We start from the raw sequence: 23,722 nt of genomic DNA, 5'->3' as shown, positions 1-23,722 counted from the left end.
TCATGCGTGGGACTGCAGATCCCATCTACTAGGGTTCGAATCCCTACCTATCCTTGATAATTATGGGCTCTAAAATATTCGAACTATATGTTCTAGATGAAGTTGTTTAATTGTATTCATACACTATAAGCATTTTACTCGGAAAATCCATAAAATACTCTATCTGAGCTTTTGACATATTTTTATGGATATTGTATAAAAGTAAAGAATACTCATATTTGCGAGACAAATATTATCTAAGTGCCTATAAAATCCATATAGGATATATAGCGGTATTTATGATAATGAAGAGAATTTTTCTTGAAATATTTCCTTAAATTTATAAGGGCAAAGATCCTATTTTGATTTTTTGAGCTTCCTTAACTGTCTCTGTTCTTTGTGCTTCTATCATTCTCTATCTATTACTTTATATTTTCTCCGTACATCAAATTTCTAATAAGTCTTAAGAATTATTTTGGAAATCTACAGTATATTTATATATAGTCCGTAAAATACCGCAATTTAGCAGAATCTGATAAAGCAACGCGACTTAGAAACTCAAAGAATTGATAACATTATCATAATATTATATAAAATTATAATTATACAACAAACTCTTTATAAGTAATTCCGTTGTAAATCTTAATACCAATTTATAGGAAAGTTAGGAATTTGAAGAAAGCAGTAAAACTCCATCTTCGGACATGAGATACACGGACTTCTCTCAACGGAAAGGTTTGTTAATAACTTTGCCTTTTTTATATATCATACATGATAACCAAGTGGTATGATACTTGAGTGAAATCGCTGATATACAAATTTATGCCCGTTAAGATCGCAACATACGTAACTCTCCTTCCGGACGTGGATCGAAATGAAGTTTCCAATAACGGGAAACTGCGATCTGGCTTTATTTAGATCGATTTTAATCGTTGAAGCAGGAGGGTCCGATGCTTCAGCTTAGGAGTAGCTCACATGGATTAAGCACTTAAGATATATATCACTCTTGGAAATGAGTCTACCCTGATGGAAACTGCAAACATCGTGATAATTGGCGCTGGAGTTGTCGGGCTGGCTATCGCCTCTCGATTATCAGAACATAGCGAATCCGTCTACGTTTTTGAAAAGAATAAGACCATAGGTGCGGAAACGAGCAGTCATAACAGTGGTGTCATACACTCTGGCATATACTATCCAAAGGGAACCTTGAAAGCGAAACTCTCTCTCAGGGGAAACGCCATGATATATGAGCTCTGTGAGAAACATGGAATACCATTCAAACGCCTCGGAAAATTGATAGTTGCTAACGGAGAACATGAATTGAAAGAACTAGAAAGACTCGCGCAGAATGGTAGGAACAATGGGATTGAAGACATACGGATGCTAGAGGCTGATGATGTAAGGGCGATTGAACCATCCGTTCATGCGGATAAGGCCATATATGTCCCATCGACGGGAATTCTTGAACCCTATGATCTGATGAATTTCTTCTATTATAACATCATGAAAAACGGTGGAGTCATAGCTCTGGATACTGAGGTTACTGGAATAAGAAAGTCCCATGACAGCTATATAATCGATGGGATAAGCTCTGGAGAGAAATTTTCAATTAGATGCAATACAATCATAAACAGTGCAGGCCTTTATTCTAGCAGAATTGCTGAATTAGCCGGCTTTGATATAGATGAGCTTGGATACCGCATAAGCTATGTGAAAGGGGATTATTTCAGAGTATCTGGAAAACTGCCCGTTAAAAGGTTAATATATCCAATGCCTGAAGACAAAGGTCTTGGCATACATCTTACACCAGATCTTTCTGGATCCATAAGGCTGGGCCCAAATGCGTATAATGTCAATCACATAGATTATCGCGTTAATTCAGATGTCAAAGACTTCATAGAATCAGTACAGAGATTCCTACCTTCCATAGTGGAATATGAAGTGCATGAGGATTCATCTGGTATAAGACCACAGTTGATAAGGCATGATGGTTCATACAGGGATTTCATAATAAGGAACGAAGCTGATCACGAGATGCCTGGTTTTATAAATCTCATAGGTATTGAATCTCCTGGTTTGACAGCATCTCCAGCAATAGCGGACTATGTTTCTGATATATACAATAATGAGATAAAGGGCTGATCAGTCGGCATTTTCATATATTGAGGTCTCGGTTTTCCCACCATCCGCAAGATGGTAAGTATGTTTTTAAAATTATGAAAAGAGTAATAGAATACAGTCTTTCATAATAAAATCAAAAATCAATGCCGCGCCTGGCTAGTATACCCTTCTGATATGGATGTTTGGGCGAGGAGACCTCCGTGATGAGATCAGCCTTATCCATAATTTCCTTTGGCATCTTTCTCCCGGTGAAAACCAGTTCAGTATGTTCTGGTTTTATCTTGAATATCTCCATAACCTCATCTAGACTCAGCAGGTAGTAGTAGAGAGCCACATTTATCTCATCATATATGAACACATCCCAGTTTCCACTCCCAAGCTCTTTCAGGGATGCTTCAAAATGTTCTTTGACAGCCTCTCGGTAGTCATTTGGAGGATGTCCTTTCTTGCAGATCACAACATTCTTAACCTTGTCCAGATCCTCCTTCGGTATTTCATTTTCCCAAGCTATAAAATACGGCATACCCACATAATCAACCTTGAGATTCCTATCAAACATTATTGCGGATTTATTTTCGCCATATACTCCGGTCTTCATAAATTGAAGTATATAGACCCTGTAGCCCCATCCAAGTGCTCTGAAGGCCAGGCCAAACGCCGCCGTTGTTTTTCCCTTTCCGTCACCCGTGAATACATCTATGAGGCCAAGTTTGGAACTCTCATCCATGATCCAAGATCGAAATGCGATATAATAGACATCACTAGTCTAAAATATGAAAAAATGTTTAACTTATATTTTTTCCAGTATCTATTGCTTAACGCCGGTGAAAGTATCCATCCTTATCGCTTTGTTTCTCATAATGTATATTATTACTAGAGAAACTATAATCAGCAAGGGTATTATGGCGTAAACAAGTGATAAAGGATAGGAAAGACCTATAAGTGAATAATATATGGCTATGCCTATAATGCCACTTGCTATTGTTGGGGCAGCTATATGCACCAGCGGTTTAAGCTGTCTGAGTTTGTACATGAAATATGGTAGGCTTTCATTTATAATTATGTGATACACCAAGGTGAATGTTGATCCGACTATGGCATTTATGACCAAGAGATAATACATCCCGTAATTCTCTCCATAGTAATGAACAAGCGGAATCAAACCAAAGCCGATACCTATGATTGCTATCACGAAAACGGTTATTACGGCAATGTATGGGCTGCCATATTTATCGTGAACCTTTGCAAACACCGGAGGCAAAATCCCATCCCTGGCGAGAGAAAACAGATCTCTGGCAGCGCTATTACCGAAGATCACCGTGGATATCAATGCCGAGATCAGAAATACAAAGAATGCAGCAAGTGTTACGTCTATGCCATAATAACTCTTTGTGACGAATAGACCAGGTGCAAAGAATTTGAGAGCATCACTGAGATGTGGGCCGGCCCCAGCAACGTTGGCATATATAACGAACGTGTCATAGGCGATCATTATTACCAGTGATGTGATTATGGCCTTCTTTATACTGGTAGAGGGCATTTTTGCCTCTTCAGCTAGAACGACTATCGATCCATATCCGGAAAAAGCAACAAATCCCCCCACGATCATGCCCAGAAAGAACCCATGCAGGCCGTCATTTGAATTCATTATATTGAAATACTGCATTCCATTATACGGCGATTTCACTATGATGGCGATGGAAAGTGCAAGATAAAAGGCAAGATCAATGAGCCCAACTGTCACCGCTATCTTCTGACTGTAATTGAGAGACAGATATCCAACAACTAGATATATGACTGGCGTGATGAATGAGATGATTATGACATAGACGAAGGGGAGCGAATAGCCGATCATGGTTTCCAAACCAATCCATGTAAACCAGCCAAGAAGTATGCTTGATCCTATTATACTGCTCAACACGACGAACAGATAGTAGAATCCAACACTCTTGCTAAAGTATTTGTTGTTGAAGGTTGCTTCGACAAATTTGTAATATCCTCCAGCACTGCTGATATGCCCACTGTATACGTATACCGCTATAACCGCAAGGAAGAGCGTTAAGCCTCCAATGAGAAAGGTTAGAGGCGCAGTTTTTCCGGCATAATCCATAGCCGATGCGCCGGTAAAGGCAAATGGCCCGGCCGGAGAGATGACCATAATAGCATAAAAGACGAGTCCCCAGAACGTTATCATATCCTTTCTTAATGCGTCTGCCACCGATTGAAATTCTCTTTCTAAAGATTAAAATATCGTGAAATTAATGGTCAGGGCAAGAAAATGCTTTGCATGATTATGGAGATCATGGTTCTATATGTTGAAAATTGTAAGTAGGTGAAATTGATCGCTGCCGATTCGTCACCATTTTCTGTTCGACGAAAATTCGATGTTATGGATATTAGATTTTGCTTGAATTTCTAGCCTAATCGGGGTTTCAGGAATATACGGTGAATCAAAGATTTTTTTCCAGGCCTGAGGGCTGATCAATGAATTCTGGCTTTATTCTTTATAATTGGTGCTTCATGGCTTAAATTCTCTATAGCCAAGCATGCAGAGCAGATATCATTCTCAGTGGGAGCGCCGCACACCTTGCATCTATGCAGTTCCTTGACATCGTTCCCTCCTTTTTGTGATCTCGCCTTATCGAAGAACTTGAGCATTGAGAATTTCGTACTTGGATTGTACTCCGATAGCCTATTGATAACGTCGCGAAATATGTTTCTCTGTGCGCGTGAATAATAGGGACACCAGCTGCTGTCGAAAGGTATACCGTTTGCAACCGCGTAAAGCACAACCTCCTTTTCGAGTATGGATCTCAGCGGAGCTATCCGTCTCACAAGTCCGTCCTTTATCTCAGTCTGAGGTGACATCCTCATGAATCTTTCATAGTCTCCCTTGGCCACATTCATAAGTATGGACTGGCTGTAATCGTCAAGGTTGAGTCCCAATGCCACGTAATCTGCATTCTGCTTCTCCGCCATTTCGTTTATTAATTTTCTTCTGAGAGGCCCACAATACGAACATGGGATTTTCGACTGATCCGCGCTTACTATCGAATCAAGCGTCATTCCAAACGACTCTTGAAATGCTATCACATGGTGCTCTACTCCGAGCATTTTCGCAAGTTTTGATGCACTCTCAAGGCCAGCGGGTCTATAACCATTTATGCCTTCATCAACGGTGAATGCAGTCAGTTTGACGTTCCTCCTACCTGACAAGATCTTATGGAGGAGATAGAGTGTAACGGAGGAATCCTTACCTCCTGATATAGCCACTGATATCCTGACCGTTGGTTTTTTGAGATCGATCTGTTTTCTTATCTCTCCTTTTACTCTTTTCTCGATCATTTCATTAAAATGCTGTCTGCATAAGTAAAGACCATTATATTTGGCAAAGTAAATCGCCTCAGCCTGGCATTTTGAACACTTCATATTTCCATATATATTTCTAATTGATATTTATGGATGATGTTCGTGGTTTTGCCAGCATTGAAGATAGAATCTTACAGAAAAAATGAATAGAAAATATCCGACATTCCTAGAAAAGAGCAATTGCTAAAAGGTTTATCAGGGATATTCTCGTTATGAGATTAATTAAGGTAGGGAGCAGCACTCCTGAATAAATGCCTGTGGATATAGCGATATGGAGCTTGTCCTGAATTTATTTACAGAAAGAGGTCTCTTAGCTGAAAGGAAGTTCGAAGCTCAGCTGAGGGATAAATCACGGAAAATAGGGTTGAAAAATAGATCATAAGGTGAAGAAATAAAAATTTGCATCAGATCTTTAGAGATTAGCTTACCACATAGCCTACATAGGGTGTGAAGATCTTTGACTGCAGGTTCAGATCTGAATGCAGTTCGAACTCTATTATTATTCCAGTTGTTGAATGTGCAGATACTGTGAACGGGTGGTTTATAAAAGCAAACGGTGCACTCAGTTTGAATGTTACATTTGTTCCAAGTATCTTCACGCTGACATTTGAGATATAAAGACGTATCATCGTGTATTTCCCAGCATGGATCGATATATTGGTTAGCAGAGAAGCATTGCTTGTTGTGAGATCGTAGATATTAACGGTCTTATCAATGGTGAAGTTCTGCCATCCGCTGGTGTTGCTGTGCAACGCAACGGAGGTGAATGTGATGTAAACTGCTGATACATTTGAAATAGGTAGATCAGCCACAGAGATCGCCATTCTACCTGTATTACTGTATTCATAGTAACTGTATCCGCCGACTCCGGCAACTATTAGTATGAGTACTACCGCCATGATAACATAGGATCTTTTCATAAGGATACATTTGCAGGTAGTATTTAAGGAATAGTTAGACGTCTTAGTTAATATAGAACCAAAAGATAGTCAAAATAAGGTCAGATCTCTGAATATTAGCAACTATAAATAATAATTATGGCGATCAATATTATTCACAAATTCATTTAAGGGCGTTGCATGCCACATAATATCCGCACATTATGGAGATGGCATGAAGCGCTGGGAGGGAGATTTGAACTCCCGAGCTCTTAACGAGCACAGGTTTTCCAGACCTGCGCCTTACCAGGCTAGGCTATCCCAGCTTTAAATAGCCAAGCAGTTTTCCTTTATGGAAGCTGAATTTATAAAAGTTTCCTGAACTGGCGAAAAAGTACATTCTAAATAGTTATATATCTGCTAATCATCATCTCGTTGCATCATACGAGGTATTGAAACCAGATGCATAACGCTTCAAATAAAATATATATGCGTTTGGCATATGGGAAAAGCTCGTAGATTGAAATGAAGGAGGTAATGATATGGAAAAAAGCTATGTGAAGTTTGAAACTCCCGAAGACGTTTCGCAGAAAGCATTGGATCTTGTGGAGAGTTCATACAGAACTGGAAAAGTCAAGAAAGGAACTAACGAAGTTATAAAGTCGATAGAGAGAGGCGAGAGCAAGCTGGTAGTTATAGCCGAAGATGTAAACCCACCTGAGGTCGTATATTACCTGCCATCGCTCTGTGAAGACAAGAAGGTTCCATACGTCTATGTGAAGAAGAAAGCTGATCTTGGATCAAAGGTAGGCATAGCCTCTGCCGCATCTGTATCCATAGTGGACTATGGAAAGAATGAAGAACTCTATAAATCCATAGTTTCTGCGCTTGAGCAGATTAAAAAGTGAAGGTGAAATAGATGCCCAACGAGGCGACACCTGCTGAGGTTGTCGAAATAATAGGAAGAACGGGAATGACTGGGGAAGCGACCACAGTCAAGGTCAGAGTACTTGCAGGAAGAGATCAGGGAAGGATAATAGCAAGGAACGTTCTGGGTCCTGTAAGGGTCGGAGATATCCTGATGCTCATGGAAACTGCAAGGGAAGCTAAGAAGCTTTCAATCAGGTGATCAACATGGCGAAGAACTGCAGTTTCTGTGGAAAGGCTATTGAACCAGGAACAGGCATAATGTACGTTAGAAAGGATGGTGCAATACTGTACTTCTGTTCCAACAAGTGCAGGAAGAATATGATAGAATTGAACCGTGTCCCAAGGTACGTTAAATGGACCAATGAATATCACGAATTGAAGAAGATGAGGGCAAAATCATGACAGAGCGTACGCTGGTGCTTCTCAAACCGGATGCAGTAAAGAGACGGCTCATAGGTCGTATAATATCCAGACTTGAAGATAAGGGGCTGAAGGTCATTGCCCTAAAGTTTATGCAGATGACAAAAGAACAGGCAGAGAATCATTATTCCGTACACAGATCTAAGCCGTTTTTCAAGGATCTTGTGAACTATATAACATCTGGTCCGATAGTCGCCATGATACTCGAAGGCCCAAAATCAATTGAGATAGTCAGATTGATGGCAGGATCTACCGATGGTTCAAAAGCTCAGCCAGGGACTATACGCGGTGATTTTTCAATGGGTATCGAGAAGAACATCATACATGCTTCTGACTCTCCTGAGGCCTACTCTCATGAGATGCCTATATTTTTCAATGAAAATGAGATAGTAGAATGGTCATATGGCGACGAAGTCATCTACTAGTCAGGCTGCCTCTAAACTGAGACAACCAATCGTTTGCGTTCTGGGTCATGTGGATCATGGTAAGACAACACTGCTGGATCTTATAAGGGGTACCTCTGTTGCCAGCAAGGAACCTGGAGGAATAACGCAGAGAATAGCAGCAACGACTGTTGACATAAGCACGATATTAAAAGAGACTGAAAAGCTCAATACTAAAGGGCTTAAGATACCGGGGCTTCTATTTATCGATACCCCTGGCCATGTGGCTTTTTCCAATATGCGCGCAAGAGGCGGGGCCCTTGCCGATCTCGCCATCCTTGTAATAGACATAAATGAAGGAATAATGCCGCAGACCGTGGAGTCCATAGATATATTGAAGAAGTTCAAGACGCCATTCATCATAGCGGCGAATAAGATCGATCTCATACCGTTTTTCACCGATGTAAAGACAACATTATTCACAGAATTCATCAGAAAGCAGAGACCAGAATATGTTAACGAGCTTGAGAATAGAATATACAATATAATGAACAAACTCTACGAATTCGGTCTCAATTCTGATAGATTTGACAGGATATCTGATTTCACGAAAACTGTAGCGATCGTACCGGTAAGCGCGAAGAAGAACATAGGAGTACCGGAGATATTGATGGTCTTGGCCGGTTTAGCGCAGCGGTTTCTGGAACGTGAGATCGAGTACAAGGATATAAATGGACACGCAACCATCATAGAGGTAAGAAAAGAGGAGTCAGCCGGAATTACCCTTGACGCCGTGTTATATCAGGGTACTATATCTGTAGGTGATACCATAGCGGTGAATACCAAGAATGGTCCGGCTGTAACGAAGGTGAAGGCGCTATTCGTCAATACAGGCAAAGGCCAGAGATCGCTCAAAGAGGTAAAGAGGGTTTCAGCAGCTGAGGGAATAAGAGTACTTATAAGCGATAAGATCGATGTGATGTCTGGATCTCCAATGATCGTGGTGAACGATAATCTGGACCAAGTTATGAGGGAGATCGAAGAGGAGAGCAAGGTAGATATAAAGCTGGATGAGAACGGAATTTACGTAAAAGCTGAGGCCATAGGATCGCTGGAAGCGATCAGCTATGAACTGAACAAGGAAGGGATAAAGATAAGACAGGCTCAGGTCGGCGATATAACTAAGAGAGATATAATGGATGTTTCAACGCTGTCTGATCCTGTTAACAGGGTGATAGTTGGTTTCAATGTATCTGTCCTGCCGGAAGCGAAGGACGCCATGGCTTCATCCGACGTGAGCATAGTAACCGGCGACATAATTTACAAGATCGTGGAGGACACGCAGAAGGTACTGGAAGAAAGAAACAAGATGCTGCTACAGGGACGGAAGATGTCAATGCCTGTCCCATCGAGAATCAGAATACTTCCTCAGTATATATTCAGGGCATCAAAGCCTGTAATAGTTGGTGTGAGAGTCGAGACAGGACAGATAAAGGTTGGCGATAATCTGATCAGGGGAGATGGCAAATACGCCGGTACTATCAAGAGCATAAGAAATGAAGATATCAGTGTACGTTTTCAGGATGCCCCGGCCGAAGTTGCCGTTGCCATAGACAATGTAACGTTGAACAGGCAGATATTCCCAGATGACGTCCTCTATGTGGATATAACTGAAAACGTGGTAAAGGAGCTCAGGAAGAGCCCCATGGAAAAGGATATAATGGATACCTTAGAAGAAATAATAAAAATAAAGAGAAAGGAAAATCCGTTCTGGGGAACAAGAGTCTGATTTTGGATCAAGCGAAATGCTTTCCGCTTATCCCTAGTTTTTCCGATATATGTTCTATCATATCGTCTACAGTTTTATCCAGGTCGTAATCGAATTTGAAACCCCACTCCTTCGCTGAGTCTGATGAATCTATGCTCTCTGGCCAGGTTGCGGCTATTTCATCTCTATAGTCTGGTTTGTAATCTATCCCAAAACCATTTATCCGTTCAGATATTTTTGCATAAAGTTCTTCAGGGGTGAAGCTGTATGCTTGTACATTATAACCGTTTCTTATCTTCAATTGTTCGGATTTTGCTTCGTAAAGATCAACAAGTGCACGCAGAGCGTCGGGCATATACATCATAGGTAGGCGTCTGTCTCTGCGAAGATAACATGTGTATCTCTTCAGGCGAACTGCATAATAGAATATCTCCACTGCATAATCAGTTGTTCCTGCTGTGGGCTCGGCCATGTAGCTTATTATTCCGGGATATCTTAGTGATCTGACGTCCAGGCCAAATTTCTCAAAATAATACTGGGCAAGAAGCTCAGCAGCAACCTTTGTTATGCCATACATGGTCCTGGGTCTCAGCACCGTTATGCTGGGCACATTCGTCCTGGGTGTTTCCGGCCCGAAGACGCCTATGGTGCTTGGAATTATGACTCTATCGATAGAGTGTTTTCTGGCAGCCTCAAGAACATTGTATGTACCGTTCAGATTGACCCTGTATGCAAGATCTGGATCCTTCTCGCCCTTGGCGGAAAGTATGCCGGCAAGGTGGAATATATCGGTTATTTTGTATTTCTCTATGGCGTGATCCAGAGATTCGCGATCAGTCACATCCAGTTTTATATATCCGATCTGTGTCCCTGTCGGATCGGTGATATCAGAGGATATGACTTCATTTCTGCCGTACCTTTCTCGAAGATATGGAACGAGTTCAGTGCCAATTTGACCAGAAGAACCTGTTACAAGTATCATAACTATACATTGAAAATCTCTATAAAAACAATTTTATCTAAGTATGCTATGTTTTATCTAGTCTTATCGCTGTTTCCACCAGTTCCTTGTATTCTGGCCTGATATGATAGAACGTGAATTTTTTGATCTCCCTCTTTTCGATTATACCTGCATCATAAAGCTTGTTCAGGTGCACCGTTATGGTTGGCTGCGATAGATTCAATGCTGGAACGAGTTCGCAGGTACAGACCTCATCGTATTGAATCATCAGATCGAGAATGGCAAGTCTGACCTTTGAGGCAAGGGCTTCGAGTATCTTTTCACTGCCCTCATAGGCGTTTGGATCGGTGTTCCTGAGCTTTATTATCCTGCAGGTTGATTCCATAACCTGTTAAGATCCGATTATAAGATATATAGTTTTCTGGCTATGGGAATATTTATCATAGTCAAATAGAAATATAACTATATGATTATGGAGTTGGTGAAAGAGAATGGAAAGACTTGAGTTCGGTATTCCTGAATGGGCGTTTGAGTTTCACGGGCACAAGTGTCCGTACATGCCGATGGGTTACAGAGCCGGTGCCTATGCACTTAAGCTGGCGAAGCTGGATAAGGAGAAAGATCACAGGACATTTCTACTTTCTGAGATGTCCGAAGAGGATATGAACGGCTGTTTCAACGACGGAGTCCAGGCTTCCACTGGATGTACATACGGGAAAGGCCTGTTCTCACTTCTCGGATACGGCAAGCTTGCAATCATAATATACAGGCCCGGTGGTAAAGTTATACGCGTCCATGTGCGAAACAGCTTCATGGACGAGTTAAATGTGAGAGCATCCGAATTTTTCAAATATAGAAAGCAGGGAATGGAACCCTCTGAAATCCCCTCCGAGGCAATAGATCCGATACTTGAATGGATCGCAGGTCTGCCGGATGAGGCTATATTTGAATATGCCGAGATCCAGGATTTCACATTCACACCTGTAAAGAAGGTCGGATCTAAGGTAAAATGCGATATATGCGGCGAATACACCTACGAGTCCGATATAAAGGTACTCAATGGTAAATTCGTCTGCAAGCCAGATTACTACGGCCGGAAATGATACCTATGTTCGGGGCACTCTATGTAATAATACTCATATTAACATGGATACTCTCAGCTCTATTTGCCATATCAGGAGTTGGTGCAGCCAATACACTCATACCGATTTACTATTCCTTTGGCATACCTTTCTCGATCGCAGCTGCCGCAGGATTGCTGCTTAACGTCTTTTCGCTCTCCAGCGCAACGGCGAACAACGCAAAGCATAATTTCATCATCTGGAAGATCGGCGTGATATTCCTCATACCGGCCGTGATAATGGCGCCAGTTGGGGCTATGGTTGGAGTCCACACGCCGAGAAAATATCTCCTCATAATATTCGTCATATTCCTCTCCTACACGCTGTTCAACCTAATAAGGGGGCGGAAGAGCGATAGAAAGAATGCCGTTTTGACCGGCATAAACGGAGCTATAACAGGAATATTCATAGGTGCATTGGCTGGATTCCTGGGAGGTCTGCTTGGAGTTGGAGGCGGCATGATCATACTGCCCGTTCTCACATTCATGGAAACTGATTACAAGAAGATCGCTGGAACATCCGCATTCATAGCACTCTTTTCGTCGGCATCGGGCTTCATGTCATACCTTGCAATACTCAGAGGCGTCAACTACATTCTCTGGATAATCGTACTGGTCGGTGGAGTAGCAGGAGGTTTGACAGGATCCCTAATGATGCACAGATTTGACAGCAGAAAGGTCCGTCTGCTCATCATAGTGATAATACTCTTCGTCACCCTGAAGACAGCCTATACGGTTGCACTATCATTCCGATGATCGGCACAGTTTCAAGAATCCAGTTTCAGGTGACGGGAATGTGGCATACCATAGGATAGGTATGCGATAGATTTCAAAAGCCCTGGAAGTCAGAGGATTCATGGCCGTCCTCTAAAAATTATTTATTTTTCAATAACATCCATCTGCTATGAACATAGGGATCATAGGCACCGGTCAGCTGGGTTTTATGATGATAAATGAGGGCCGAAGGCTGGGAAACAGATACTTCACGCTAGACTCGAATGGAGTTGGCCCAGCATCGCTCATAGCAGATGCACACTTCAGCCCGGACGAGTATAGAAAATTCGTTGACGAGTCTGATGTGGTCACTTTTGAATTTGAACATGTGATGGAGGAAGCCCTCAGGTATGCGCAATCCCAGGGAAAGCTATTTCCCAGCATCGAGGCTGTGGATCTCAAGAAGGACAGATCAAGGGAGAAGGATTTTCTCTCGGATCACGGTCTCAGGGTGGCGGAATACAGGGTAGCGAACAGCTTTGAAGAGGCTCTCAGATATGCAAAGGATTTCGGCAAAGCAGTTATAAAGAATGCCTATGGAGGATACGACGGAAAGGGGCAGGTCATATATGATGGCGGTTTGAGCGAGACGCTTAAGGGTGATAAATTTGTTGTCGAGGAATTCATAGACTTCGATTATGAAGCCTCCATAATAGCGATCCGTGATAGGGATGGAAATTTCACATATTTCGATCCCACGTACAATTACAACAGGGAGGCAATATTCATCTACAATATCGCGCCAACAGAGGATCTCTCCATGCCAGATATGGCATTGAAGCTGATGCAGGCCCTGGATTATCACGGTGTTATGGGGATAGAGTTCTACGTGAAGAATAGACAGGTCATAATAAATGAATATGCACCTAGGGTGCACAACTCAGGGCATCACACACTTCTCGGATCATCTATTTCCCAGTTCGAGGAGCATGTGAGGGCTATAAGCGGCCTGCCAGTTCCAAAACCTGTACTTTACAGGCCATCCTCTTCGATAAATATACTCGGACAGGATCTCGACCATGATAAGGTTGTAAAGATACTTTCTCTGGGAGAATCCAGTGTGTATTGGTATGGTAAGCAGGGTATAAGAAGGAGGAGGAAGGTAGGTCACGTCAACCTGACTGGCTATACACGAGACAAATTGGAGGAAAGGATCGCCAAGACTATGGAAGTGCTTTATCCTGACGGCGTATCAAACTATATCTGATCGCCAGAATATCATAAAGGATTGCAGAATAATTTCAATCTCAACTTCAATTGGATCACAGTATCGTTATGGCCCTCACGCCTTCAACAGCTTTAAGATCCTGTATGATATCCGGAGGTACCTTCTGTTCGGTTACAACCACGGCCTTTGGATCCTCCACCAGTTCAGGATCATCGACTATTACCTGTCTTATGCTTATCCCTCTCTTTGCTATTATGCTAGATACGCCGGCAATTATTCCAGGCTTTGACGCACTCTCTGGCAATATCTCTATTACACCATATCCTAGCTTTGAGCTGACCTTCCAAAGATTCGCCACTGGCTCAAGCTGTGAAAATATGGGATAAAGCGTTTCATCGTTGATGATGCGATCGAGAACACTGATAACGGACCTTCGATCCGTCCCTGTGGCCTTTGCAAGCGTATTTGGTCTTATCTCTATATCCCCGCACATCAGCACTGGTTCGTCATAAAGTTTTGCCACGCGTATTCCTATTGAAAACATCTTCTTGACTATCTTCAACTGTGAAGGACTTCTGGAAAATTTCTCGTAGATGTAAGACCACATTCAGAATAAAATGATCATGCCGTACTTAAATTTTTCAGGCTGAAACTGCCGATGAAACATGATCAGAAGGGTTTTTTCATCGGTAAAAAATAGCTATGATCATGAGACGCATCCTCTCTATTCCCTATGAGAACAGTCAGATTGCTCTTGAAATGGGTGATATAACGGAATCTGATGCTGAAGCCATAGTCAACGCAGCCAACTCATCGCTGATGGGCGGTGGGGGTGTTGATGGTGCCATACATGCCGCAGCTGGGCCAGAAATGGACGAGGAGCTCACAAGTATAAGGAGGGAGAGATATGCAGGGGGACTCCCAGCTGGTCAAGCTGTTATGACGAGAGGTTACAGGCTGAGATCGAAGTATGTGATACACACGGTTGGACCAATCTGGAGAGGTGGTCATGATAATGAGGATGAGACCCTTGCCAATGCCTACAGAAACTCGCTTGAACTTTCTGCGGAGAATGGCATACATGACGTAGCCTTTCCGGCAATAAGCACCGGCGTCTACGGGTTTCCATTCGATCGTGCTGAGAGAATAGCACTTGAGACGGTTCTATCCTTCCTGAGAGAAAAAAAGAAAGAAAGGTACGTTATAAGATTTGTATTCTACACTGAAAAGAACACACAGGAATTTCTAAGGATACTGAAAGAATACGGCATCTATAAGGGAAATGAATGATGATCTATGGAATTTGATCGCATGATGATACTTAGACAGCGATGTGTGGAAGCCGGTCACATTCCATGATCGGAACATCGCGACATACAGCGAAAATCCTCTGCAGGTACCATCACGTTAGCATATCCCTGCACTTGAGGAATCTGTATGCGCCCACTTAATGTGTGATCTTTAAAAACTCCTGAAAATGAGGTAGAAGGAGATCACGTACCATCGCTCACTCCATCTTCGCTGATCTGTATCACCGTCTCTCCTTCAGGCAGATATGGCGAATCTATGAGTCTTGCTATTCTCTTCCCTCCCTTGCTCTTTCTCAGATATATCCTGAAGGTCGCTGTATGCCCCACTATGTTTCCACCTATGGGCGCCATAGGATCACCAAAGAAGACGTCAGGCCTGGCGGAAACCTGATTCGTAACCGCTATAACCGCGTTGTATATGGTTCCGAACCTCAGCAGATCGTGCATATGCTTATTTAGCAGCTGCTGCCTCTCTGCCAGAGAACCACGTCCCACATATTCAGATCTGAAGTGTGCAGTGAGTGAATCCACTATCAACAGCTTTATGTTGAACTCCTTGGCCGTGTCCTGTGCCTTCTCAGCGAGAAGTATCTGATGATGGGAATTGTAGGCTCTTGCCACATGTATCCTCTTGAGGGTTTCATCCGGATCTGCACCTTTGCTCTTCGCCATCTGGATTATTCGCTCCGGTCTGAACGTGTTTTCGGTATCTATCATCATGACGTCGCTGTCGAAGCCTCCCTTTTCTTTAGGAAGCGTGCAGTTTACGGCTAGCTGATGCATTATCTGGGTCTTTCCAGATCCAAATTCCCCGAAGAATTCCGTTATGGCCTGCGTCTCCAGGCCGCCTCCGAGAAGATCGTCGAGGTTCTTGCTGCCTGTCGTGAGTTTCTGTATGCTTTTTCTCCTCTCAAGTATTTCCTCACCGGTTTCGAAATTCCCGATATCTGCAAATTTCCTCGCTGCCGCAATTATTTTTGCTGCGGCGCCCTCTCCTATCCCAGTGACATCCGACAGATCTTTGGGAGAGGCTACGGCTATTGCCATTATATCGTCGTAACCATTTTCCCTCAGCTTTTCAGCCGTCGCTTCTCCAACACCTGGAAGATCCTCTATGGTCTTCTTTTCCTTATTCTCTTCATTACTTTCCATTAAAACACCCTTTTCTCAATCTTCAACCTGCCATCGGTCATCGAGATCGATTTGTCCCTATCGGCGATCTCAAACATGGATCTGATGGCATCAACATTTTCTGGAACCACGTCGCTTTCCTGATGTACCGCCTGAATATAAGAGACATGGTTACCATCCACGGACACGCTCTGAGTCCAGACAGCTATTTCATAAAGATCAGAACGATCCCTTCCGAATTCCCTCGCAAGATCCATCATCTGTCCTGTTGATGTGATACCGCTGTTCTTTCCAACCTCCATTATGCGCCTGTAACCCTTCCATGCCTCGATAACGTCGTTCTTCGAAATGGCTTTCTCCAGCTCTGCCCTCACGGCATGAACGTGCATCAGCGTAGTTGGAGCCTTTATGGCGATCGTGCTGACATTGAGTCCCTTCATGACCGTCTTGAGGTCTGGTGCATGATGTGAAGGTATTGAGAGGCTTGGCTCCACGGCATTAATGGGTCCCTTTTTGCTGTCATTTGGGTCTGTGGCCCTTCTCACTATGGTCGCATCCACAAATTTTATGCCGAATCTCTCACGAAGAGGATGCAGCGTTCTTGCGAGTGCTGTGGTATTACATGATACAACTCTGACGTAATCCTTTGATCTTGCATCATCATAGTTTGAATAGGCATTGAAACTTGCCTCAGCTATTTCCGGCTCCTCGCCACCTTCGAATATGGCTTTGATCTTCCTTTTCACATATAGATCCTTATTCTTTTCTCCCTGACCTTCGGGGGTCGCATCCACTATGACTTCCGAATCATCCATAAGATTCTCAAGGGTACCTGCCACCTTTATTCCCGCATCTATGAATGCCTTTTCATAGGTTTTGTCAGGTACAAATATTTTAAAATCTTTTGATGCAACCATGCTAACGTAGTCCGGCTTTGTCTTGACGATGCCCGTGACTATCATATCGTCCTGCAGCGAAACAGCTCTGGCCACTCTCCTGCCTATTGTACCATATCCGTTAATACCTACTCTGATCATTCGAGTTTGTAAGTTATATTGTAATATAAATCTATCTATATCAATTGTAGCCTTAGTTTTTCGAGGTTTGCTGTGATATCGTCATTGGGTTGTGTGGTCATAATGATATTTACGGTAAAAGTATAATTATTATATTAGTTAAATTTATGGTCATATGAACAAAATAATAACAATTATAATAATTTTAATAGCCGTAGTACCATTATTCGCAACGCTCAGCTCGGGGGAATACTATTATAATTTCGGTTCCATGCAGGTTGGAACCTTTCCCGCAAATAACACGAATTTTTCATTCAACATTGTCAATCCGGTGTCTAAGACAAACATAGGCATCAAAAATATTGATGGCAGCATCGGGTTGAATATACTGTCTCTGAATCCGTATTATGCCGGGCAATCTAAAAATGGAACGTATCTGAACATATCATTCATGAGAAGTACAGATGAGGCCGTGGTACTCGAATTCAATTACTCGGAAAATAATGTTGGCGGAGCGGAGATCAACGATTTCATATTGAATTCAAACGGTTCTGAAATTGCATTCAGCTTTTCCAACTCACAGAATCTTCAGATGAATTCTCCCAGAGATGTGAGTACGGGGACAACAGTTTCGGTAAACATCTGGTACACTATGAAGATCGCCTTTTTCCATGGAAGAACGCTCGTGTTCCTGAACACAACTGACAGCGGCTTCAATATGCCATTGGTCTTCAACGCATCCATTCCACCGGGCCAGACCGATCTCCTCATCGGTTCCACGGCTGTAAATCTCACGTTGTACAATATTTCAATAGTTCGTTATCCAGCGATGCTGACTCAGGATGCGTCTCTGTATAGAACCTATGATACCGATATTCCCTACGTTAATGATACAGTATACTATCTCGATTATCCTGAAAACGCCGTCATAAGTATAGACGATGCCGGTGTACACGTCTCGAACTATGTCAATGATACGTCCTATGCCATACTCAACTTCAACTCTTCCTATTATACGTATTCTGCATACGACGGAATGATCTATGTTCTCTCTGTTTTCCGGAATGAAACCCAACTGTTCAGTATCGACGCCTACAACTTTACAGACATCAGTACGCAGGTGATACGTCAAAACCTCACTGGTTATCTAGCCTATTCGAATGGAAATATGCTGATTCTGCATAGAAACTCCAGCACATATCTGTATTTTATTGCAAACGGCGATCTTGATCATATGACTTGTGGAACCTTTGAGTATTTCGATCAGGAGATCAAATCGCTGATCTTCTACAACGATACCGAGAGAGATCAGTTAATTTACAGTCTTGATAACGGTTCTACCGTAATGCGGGCATTCAGCAATACGACATATCCATACCTGGATGTTTCAGACGGTCTATCGTTCATCACATATGGGGATCACAGCAATGTGGGCATATATGGTGATCATCTCGTATATGGCATCTACAACGCGTCGAACTACCTCTATTATGGAGATCATGATGTCATCATCGGAAATATCAGCCTTAACGTCACCTATCAAATAGATTACGCTTCAGCTTTCAATTCGAGCGCAATTTTGATCGGATCTAGCGGCAGGCTGTTCTTACTTTACAGAAATGTGGTTATGCCGGTGAATGGCAGCATGTCTGTTATGTTCAATGGCATTCCATACATGCATCTGAATTCATGGCTGAATTTCACAGTGCATTCAGCCTATCCGTACTCAGCCGTATTGAAAATAGGAAACTTTACTGATAGGGCATACGATGAATCTGACTTTCTCATAGACAGCCGATTGCTGAATAACGGTACAAATGATATTTGCTTGAGTTTAAACAATTCCGTCGGCTTCACATACGGTTACAGAACGACTGTTTTTGTGGATAATTATATACCTTCTATAACTGCATCTGTTCCAAATGGATCATACGCAGCATACGGAACAAACGTTTCCCTATACATAAAGAACGATCCCTTGATATCTTCTATCTTCATAAACAGCCATGGATATGAGGGATCGTATACAGGAAATGCCTGGTTTCTTCTGAATCATACAGGTTTAGACGTGATAAATATCACGATAATGGATCGATTCGGCCTTGAGTTCAATTTTTCCTTACATTACGAAATATATGTTGAACAGAATTTTTCAGTCAATATTTACAATGGCGAATATTTCAACACTTCGATCATACCTGTTTCTCTTACACCTGGCGGCCAGGTATTCACAGTCTCTGGATCGAATAATACCGTATCAGGCAATGGCACCGTCCTTTTTCCAGCCAAAGAGGGCGAGAATAATTTAACGGTGTATCTAACATACTTCGGTAGAAACGTGACCGTATTCAGCGGTCATATATACGTCATAACATTTCATCCGCTGTTGATCATAAATTATACACACACCAGGTTTTACTCATTCTATGGCAACTCCAGGAACAATACCATGATGATCAACGTTTCGTCCAATATAACTGCCGATCTCTTTGTTTATATAATACATGAGGGAACTGATGTGGCGGTTCTTTCGTTCGTGGATACAGCGCATTTGATGTTCAATGCATCCTCACCATATTTCGTTTTAGGTGGAAATTACACCATTGAAGTGGAGGCCATATCGCTAAGCGGAACGAGGGCAGCAGAGGCCATATCGATATATGAGAATAGCACAGTTCCGCCATCATACAATTATGACATATACACCAACACGACCGAGGTACGTATACCATTCCATGGCAATCGCATCGTCACATCAGCCAATTTAAGTGGAGATCATATAATATTGCCAGGCTACGGTAACTATGCCTTCACCTTCTATAATTATACGCTGACAGGCAATTATGGCACGATCACTGTGGTCGTACATTCGTCACTCTATAGGCCGGTGATATATGCAAGGTTTGCCAACATTACTATCGACGGTACTGCCTATCTTATAATAACCGCTCAGCCATCGAATCTTACGGACGTTCACATAGCAGTTGGAAATCAATCCTGCGCCATCACCAATGACAGCGCGATTTACAGAATACCATTTGATGGGATTTTCACCGTCAAGGTTTCTGGCAGTGATGCATATGGAAATTCAAACTATACGATATACAAAATGTCTGAATACCCGTACATGGAAATTCGATCCATAGTTTTGCAGCATTACATTTCCCTAATGAGATCAAGCATGCATCTGAGGATTTCAGGATACGATATATCTAATATTAACATAACCTGGTATGTAAATGGAGCTAAGTATGCAGGAGGTTACAGCATGAATATTTCTAATAGGCCAGGGCTTAACACGGTCACGGTGAGCGTCTCCGGTGGAAACGTGAGCAAGGTGCTGCATTACAGTTTTTATTCCCCGTCATACGCAGTCTTCTCGGTCTCAGGTTTCGCCATTGCCTATCCGCTGTACCTCATAACCAGAAACAAAGACCTGGATTCCCTGAAGAAGATACTGGAAAGTTCAGATGGCAAAAGCGTCAGTGAGCTAAGGAAGCTAGCAAGGAAAAGAAGATACAGCAATAAACAGTTTAGGGAAGTCCTCGAAAAGGAAAAGGTCGATGGATCCTTGAGAGTTGAACAGGATCCAGACGGAGAGGAATTCGTCATCGGAAGGAAAGGATCTGGCGGATAAATATTTAAATGATATTTTCATTCTCGTCCTGAATGAGATTCAAACTGATCATAGCTGCGCTGTTCGCGTTGATTCTGATATCACTCCCTGCAGTATCGCTGGCTAGTTCACCTTCGCTTCCTCTGCCACCCGCTTCTTTACCATCCATAACTTATTATTATGGGTCGACGCATTACAGCATAACGCAGGCAGAATGGAACTCGTTCTTTGCGGATGTAATAGATAACAAATCATACGTATCCTATAACTGGATAAATGTCTCGACTCAGGATCTTATAGTGTTCGATCTCAGCTATACAGGCTTGAATCCATATGGGCTTGAGTTGGTAGTTGCTCTTTCCGGTATAGGCTTCCCAAGTGTTCAGAATATGACAAAGGCTTTCAAATCTATTGAGAATAAACCATCCCAGATTCCAGGATATACGAATATACAGGCTCTAGATGCAGGTGCCTATCCGGGGTTTTCCTTCTCGAAACCGGTCGTCAACCATACTGGAGAATATATTGGTATTGGGATCATAATAGTGCTTTTCGCTTCCATATTCGTGCTCTACTATGTTTTTAATAGGAGAAAATAATCAGAAAGAAGAATGAGGATAGTCGTTGGGATATCTGGTGCATCCGGCATACCATATGCGGTTAAATTTTTGGAGAATCTGAAAGGACAGGAAACCTACTTGGTTATATCAGATGCAGCTAAGAAGGTCATAGAATACGAATCTGATATTGATGTGGATCGTATAAAATCGCTCGCATCACACAATTATGAAGATGATGACTTTTCAGCTCCCATAAGTTCAGGTAGCTTTCTATTTGACTCAATGGTCATAGTGCCATGTTCCATAACTACCATATCAAAGATAGCTTCAGGCATCTCAGACACATTGATAACCAGGGCAGCTGCTGTTTCATTGAAGGAGAGGCGCAGGCTGATAGTGGTACCGCGCGAGATGCCGCTCAGCACAATAGATCTCAGAAATATGACATATCTTTCTGAAAACGGCGTTATAGTGGCGATAGCATCCCCCGGATTCTATACGCATCCAAAATCGGTGGATGATATGATATCGTTTGTTGTTTCAAGGCTTTTAGATCTGGTTGGTGTTAAAAACGATCTTATCGAAAGATGGTGAGATTAAGCTGACAGTCGATCAGATGCTGGGAAAACTTGCGAGATGGATAAGGTTGATGGGTTACGATGTCTACTATCCAGCTGGAAGCATACCGGATAATGAAATAATAGAGAGGAGCAGATCTGAGGGCAGAATAATCATAACTAGAGATTATGGAATGTATCAGAAATATCCTCTGTCAATATTCGAACCGTATGATGATATAGACGAACAGCTTAGAGACTTCGCTACACATTTCTCTCCGAAGACCAGAGATAGATTCATGAGATGCCCTGTGTGCAACGGCAGACTTGTTAAACTGTCGACGAAGGTACCACCCTACGTTGAAAATCACAGGGATATATACATGTGTACGCAGTGCCACAAGATATACTGGAAGGGGAGCCATTACCGAAGAATATACAAAAGAATTGAGAAGCTAGGGCCCAAACGGAGATAGGATGCGCAATGAGAATCCTTGAAGAGGATCTGAAAAATAGCACGATCAGGGTACGCATTGAGAGCCTTGACGATCTCTGGTACATAAGGAATATACTTTCCGAGGGAGATATAGTCTCTGCCATCACCTTCAGAAGAGTTGAGGAATCTGCTGATGTACAGAGATCCAGGGAGCGAGAGCGGATACCCATAACCATAAAACTGAAGGTAGAAAAGATTGAATTCCAGGACTTTGACAACAGACTGCGTATTCTGGGTACGGTGGTTGAGGGGCCGGAAGATACAAAGGGAAAGCATCAATCAATAACAATAACTACGGACAGTGAGATAGCCATAACGAAGGAATGGGATCAACAGCACATGGACTTACTGAAGGAAGCCACAGACGAAAAGTACGTAACGGTGTATTCAGCCGTGGCCATGGACGAGGACGAGGCACAGGTGTTTATCATACATCCCTACGGAATACAGCAGATAGGGACTGTATACTCAGGAAGATCCGGTAAATACGCTGAAAGTGCTTACTCCGAAACTGCGTACTTTGACGAGATAATTAACGCACTTAAAAATTACGGAAATAAGATAATTGTATTGGGTCCAGGATTCGCTAGAGACAGATTTGCCAGATATTGCAATGAAAAAGGTATAAGGGTAATAGGTAGCTTTCCTGCCAACAGAACAGACTCCGGGTCCGTGTACGAGTTCATAACCTCTTCAGACGGAAAGAGGATATTGAGTGAAGAGCGTATATCAAAGGACAAAGAGATCGTTGATGAATTCCTCAGGGAGGTTAAGAAGGATATGGCCGTGTATGGCAGAGAATTGACAAAAAATGCCCTAGAAGTCGGTGCGCTTTCCGATATTATCATGACGGACGAGATCTTCAGAACAGAGGAGGGGCGCGCAATTCTAAGCACTGCGGAATCTCTCGGAACAAAGATACATATAGTGAGTGTGAGCAATGATCCGGGTCAGATGATAAAGAAATTTGGAGGCGTGGCAGGTCTACTTAGGTTTAAGCCTCAGTGATCGGTATATGGCGAAATCATTATAAAATTGATACTGCGATATTTTAACTTGAAATCCGTGTTCTGAAAAATTAAATATACTCCTTTTAAATTCAGTTCTGTCGCTCCGGTGGTGTAGTCCGGCCAAGCATATCGGCCTTTCGAGCCGACGACCCGGG

The 23,722-nt window shown here is 42.5% G+C and carries 24 protein-coding genes and 1 tRNA gene; 15 read left to right on the top strand and 10 right to left on the bottom strand.

All coding sequences use genetic code 11. From position 1 onward, the window contains the following. The first annotated feature begins 1,005 nt into the window (after positions 1-1,005). Complete coding sequence (locus tag Q0C15_RS03620; RefSeq protein ID WP_297216272.1) at positions 1,006-2,121, top strand: NAD(P)/FAD-dependent oxidoreductase; 1,116 nt, start codon at positions 1,006-1,008, stop codon at positions 2,119-2,121. A 112-nt stretch (positions 2,122-2,233) separates the two neighbouring features. On the opposite strand, the gene Q0C15_RS03615 is transcribed toward Q0C15_RS03620, so the two are convergent. The 5 genes from Q0C15_RS03615 to Q0C15_RS03595 form a co-directional block, all read right to left on the bottom strand. Continuing rightward, positions 2,234-2,827, bottom strand: coding sequence for a cob(I)yrinic acid a,c-diamide adenosyltransferase (locus Q0C15_RS03615; protein WP_297216270.1), 594 nt, complete (start codon positions 2,825-2,827; stop codon positions 2,234-2,236). A gap of 81 nt (positions 2,828-2,908) precedes the next feature. Continuing rightward, positions 2,909-4,318, bottom strand: a complete 1,410-nt coding sequence (locus Q0C15_RS03610) for an APC family permease (protein ID WP_297216267.1) — start codon at positions 4,316-4,318, stop codon at positions 2,909-2,911. Positions 4,319-4,581: 263 nt separating this feature from the next. Continuing rightward, on the bottom strand, positions 4,582-5,445 hold the full coding sequence (locus Q0C15_RS03605; protein ID WP_297216264.1) for a TIGR00269 family protein: 864 nt from the start codon (positions 5,443-5,445) through the stop codon (positions 4,582-4,584). Positions 5,446-5,888: 443 nt separating this feature from the next. Then, positions 5,889-6,389 (bottom strand): DUF4382 domain-containing protein, encoded by a 501-nt coding sequence (locus Q0C15_RS03600; RefSeq protein WP_297216261.1) that lies wholly within the window; start codon positions 6,387-6,389, stop codon positions 5,889-5,891. Positions 6,390-6,588: 199 nt separating this feature from the next. Continuing rightward, positions 6,589-6,673, bottom strand: a tRNA-Ser gene (locus Q0C15_RS03595). A 216-nt stretch (positions 6,674-6,889) separates the two neighbouring features. Between Q0C15_RS03595 and rpl7ae the strand changes: the two genes are divergently transcribed. From rpl7ae to infB, 5 genes are read left to right on the top strand one after another with little or no spacing between them, the layout of a single operon-like run. Then, the gene (gene rpl7ae / locus Q0C15_RS03590) at positions 6,890-7,255 is read left to right on the top strand and encodes a 50S ribosomal protein L7Ae (RefSeq protein ID WP_010901526.1); all 366 of its coding nucleotides are present in this window, start codon (positions 6,890-6,892) and stop codon (positions 7,253-7,255) included. Positions 7,256-7,266: 11 nt separating this feature from the next. After that, the gene (locus Q0C15_RS03585) at positions 7,267-7,476 is read left to right on the top strand and encodes a 30S ribosomal protein S28e (RefSeq protein ID WP_010901525.1); all 210 of its coding nucleotides are present in this window, start codon (positions 7,267-7,269) and stop codon (positions 7,474-7,476) included. Positions 7,477-7,481: 5 nt separating this feature from the next. After that, positions 7,482-7,679: a 50S ribosomal protein L24e gene (locus Q0C15_RS03580; RefSeq protein WP_110642083.1), complete on the top strand. Its 198-nt coding sequence runs from the start codon at positions 7,482-7,484 to the stop codon at positions 7,677-7,679. Beyond that, the gene (gene ndk / locus Q0C15_RS03575; RefSeq protein ID WP_297216256.1) at positions 7,676-8,122 is read left to right on the top strand and encodes a nucleoside-diphosphate kinase; all 447 of its coding nucleotides are present in this window, start codon (positions 7,676-7,678) and stop codon (positions 8,120-8,122) included. Before Q0C15_RS03580 ends, ndk begins: the two co-directional genes overlap by 4 nt. Next, positions 8,100-9,869 (top strand): translation initiation factor IF-2, encoded by a 1,770-nt coding sequence (gene infB / locus Q0C15_RS03570; protein ID WP_297216253.1) that lies wholly within the window; start codon positions 8,100-8,102, stop codon positions 9,867-9,869. The genes ndk and infB overlap by 23 nt, the downstream gene beginning before the upstream one ends. Positions 9,870-9,876: 7 nt before the next feature. On the opposite strand, the gene Q0C15_RS03565 is transcribed toward infB, so the two are convergent. Together Q0C15_RS03565 and Q0C15_RS03560 are read right to left on the bottom strand one after the other, a co-directional pair. Continuing rightward, on the bottom strand, positions 9,877-10,830 hold the full coding sequence (locus tag Q0C15_RS03565; protein WP_297216250.1) for an NAD-dependent epimerase/dehydratase family protein: 954 nt from the start codon (positions 10,828-10,830) through the stop codon (positions 9,877-9,879). A 46-nt stretch (positions 10,831-10,876) separates the two neighbouring features. After that, a complete protein-coding gene (locus Q0C15_RS03560) occupies positions 10,877-11,194 on the bottom strand; it encodes a helix-turn-helix transcriptional regulator (protein ID WP_297216248.1) in 318 nt (105 codons plus the stop codon). Between the two features lie 106 nt (positions 11,195-11,300). Between Q0C15_RS03560 and Q0C15_RS03555 the strand changes: the two genes are divergently transcribed. From Q0C15_RS03555 to Q0C15_RS03545, 3 genes are all read left to right on the top strand, one after another. Continuing rightward, positions 11,301-11,912 (top strand): FmdE family protein, encoded by a 612-nt coding sequence (locus Q0C15_RS03555; RefSeq protein WP_297216245.1) that lies wholly within the window; start codon positions 11,301-11,303, stop codon positions 11,910-11,912. A gap of 5 nt (positions 11,913-11,917) precedes the next feature. Next, positions 11,918-12,685 (top strand): sulfite exporter TauE/SafE family protein, encoded by a 768-nt coding sequence (locus Q0C15_RS03550; protein WP_297216240.1) that lies wholly within the window; start codon positions 11,918-11,920, stop codon positions 12,683-12,685. A gap of 148 nt (positions 12,686-12,833) precedes the next feature. Then, positions 12,834-13,910: a 5-(carboxyamino)imidazole ribonucleotide synthase gene (locus Q0C15_RS03545; RefSeq protein WP_297216237.1), complete on the top strand. Its 1,077-nt coding sequence runs from the start codon at positions 12,834-12,836 to the stop codon at positions 13,908-13,910. A gap of 55 nt (positions 13,911-13,965) precedes the next feature. Here the strand turns inward: Q0C15_RS03545 and Q0C15_RS03540 are convergent, their stop codons facing one another. Beyond that, a complete protein-coding gene (locus Q0C15_RS03540) occupies positions 13,966-14,478 on the bottom strand; it encodes an ACT domain-containing protein (RefSeq protein ID WP_110642054.1) in 513 nt (170 codons plus the stop codon). A 101-nt stretch (positions 14,479-14,579) separates the two neighbouring features. Here Q0C15_RS03540 and Q0C15_RS03535 point away from each other — a divergent pair, with 101 nt between their 5' ends. Next, positions 14,580-15,161: an O-acetyl-ADP-ribose deacetylase gene (locus tag Q0C15_RS03535; protein WP_297216231.1), complete on the top strand. Its 582-nt coding sequence runs from the start codon at positions 14,580-14,582 to the stop codon at positions 15,159-15,161. A gap of 203 nt (positions 15,162-15,364) precedes the next feature. Here the strand turns inward: Q0C15_RS03535 and radA are convergent, their stop codons facing one another. Continuing rightward, entirely contained in the window at positions 15,365-16,333 is a 969-nt protein-coding gene (radA, locus tag Q0C15_RS03530) for a DNA repair and recombination protein RadA (RefSeq protein WP_110642048.1), read from the bottom strand. After that, a complete protein-coding gene (locus Q0C15_RS03525) occupies positions 16,333-17,349 on the bottom strand; it encodes a type II glyceraldehyde-3-phosphate dehydrogenase (RefSeq protein WP_297216228.1) in 1,017 nt (338 codons plus the stop codon). Before Q0C15_RS03525 ends, radA begins: the two co-directional genes overlap by 1 nt. 154 nt (positions 17,350-17,503) lie before the next feature. Here Q0C15_RS03525 and Q0C15_RS03520 point away from each other — a divergent pair, with 154 nt between their 5' ends. From Q0C15_RS03520 to Q0C15_RS03500, 5 genes are read left to right on the top strand one after another with little or no spacing between them, the layout of a single operon-like run. Further along, the gene (locus tag Q0C15_RS03520) at positions 17,504-20,965 is read left to right on the top strand and encodes a hypothetical protein (RefSeq protein ID WP_297216225.1); all 3,462 of its coding nucleotides are present in this window, start codon (positions 17,504-17,506) and stop codon (positions 20,963-20,965) included. 32 nt (positions 20,966-20,997) lie between these two features. Beyond that, positions 20,998-21,543: a hypothetical protein gene (locus Q0C15_RS03515; protein WP_297216222.1), complete on the top strand. Its 546-nt coding sequence runs from the start codon at positions 20,998-21,000 to the stop codon at positions 21,541-21,543. A gap of 12 nt (positions 21,544-21,555) precedes the next feature. Continuing rightward, on the top strand, positions 21,556-22,098 hold the full coding sequence (locus Q0C15_RS03510) for a UbiX family flavin prenyltransferase (protein ID WP_297216214.1): 543 nt from the start codon (positions 21,556-21,558) through the stop codon (positions 22,096-22,098). Further along, positions 22,067-22,537 carry a Mut7-C RNAse domain-containing protein gene (locus Q0C15_RS03505; RefSeq protein ID WP_297216275.1) on the top strand — a complete coding sequence of 157 codons (471 nt, stop codon included), beginning with the start codon at positions 22,067-22,069 and terminating at the stop codon, positions 22,535-22,537. Before Q0C15_RS03510 ends, Q0C15_RS03505 begins: the two co-directional genes overlap by 32 nt. 8 nt (positions 22,538-22,545) lie before the next feature. Beyond that, positions 22,546-23,565 (top strand): mRNA surveillance protein pelota, encoded by a 1,020-nt coding sequence (locus Q0C15_RS03500; RefSeq protein ID WP_297216211.1) that lies wholly within the window; start codon positions 22,546-22,548, stop codon positions 23,563-23,565. Positions 23,566-23,722: the final 157 nt, after the last annotated feature.

The sequence above is a fragment of the Thermoplasma sp. genome, assembly GCF_023256435.1.
Taxonomy (GTDB): Archaea; Thermoplasmatota; Thermoplasmata; order Thermoplasmatales; family Thermoplasmataceae; genus Thermoplasma.
This window is presented reverse-complemented; position numbering and strand designations above follow the sequence as displayed.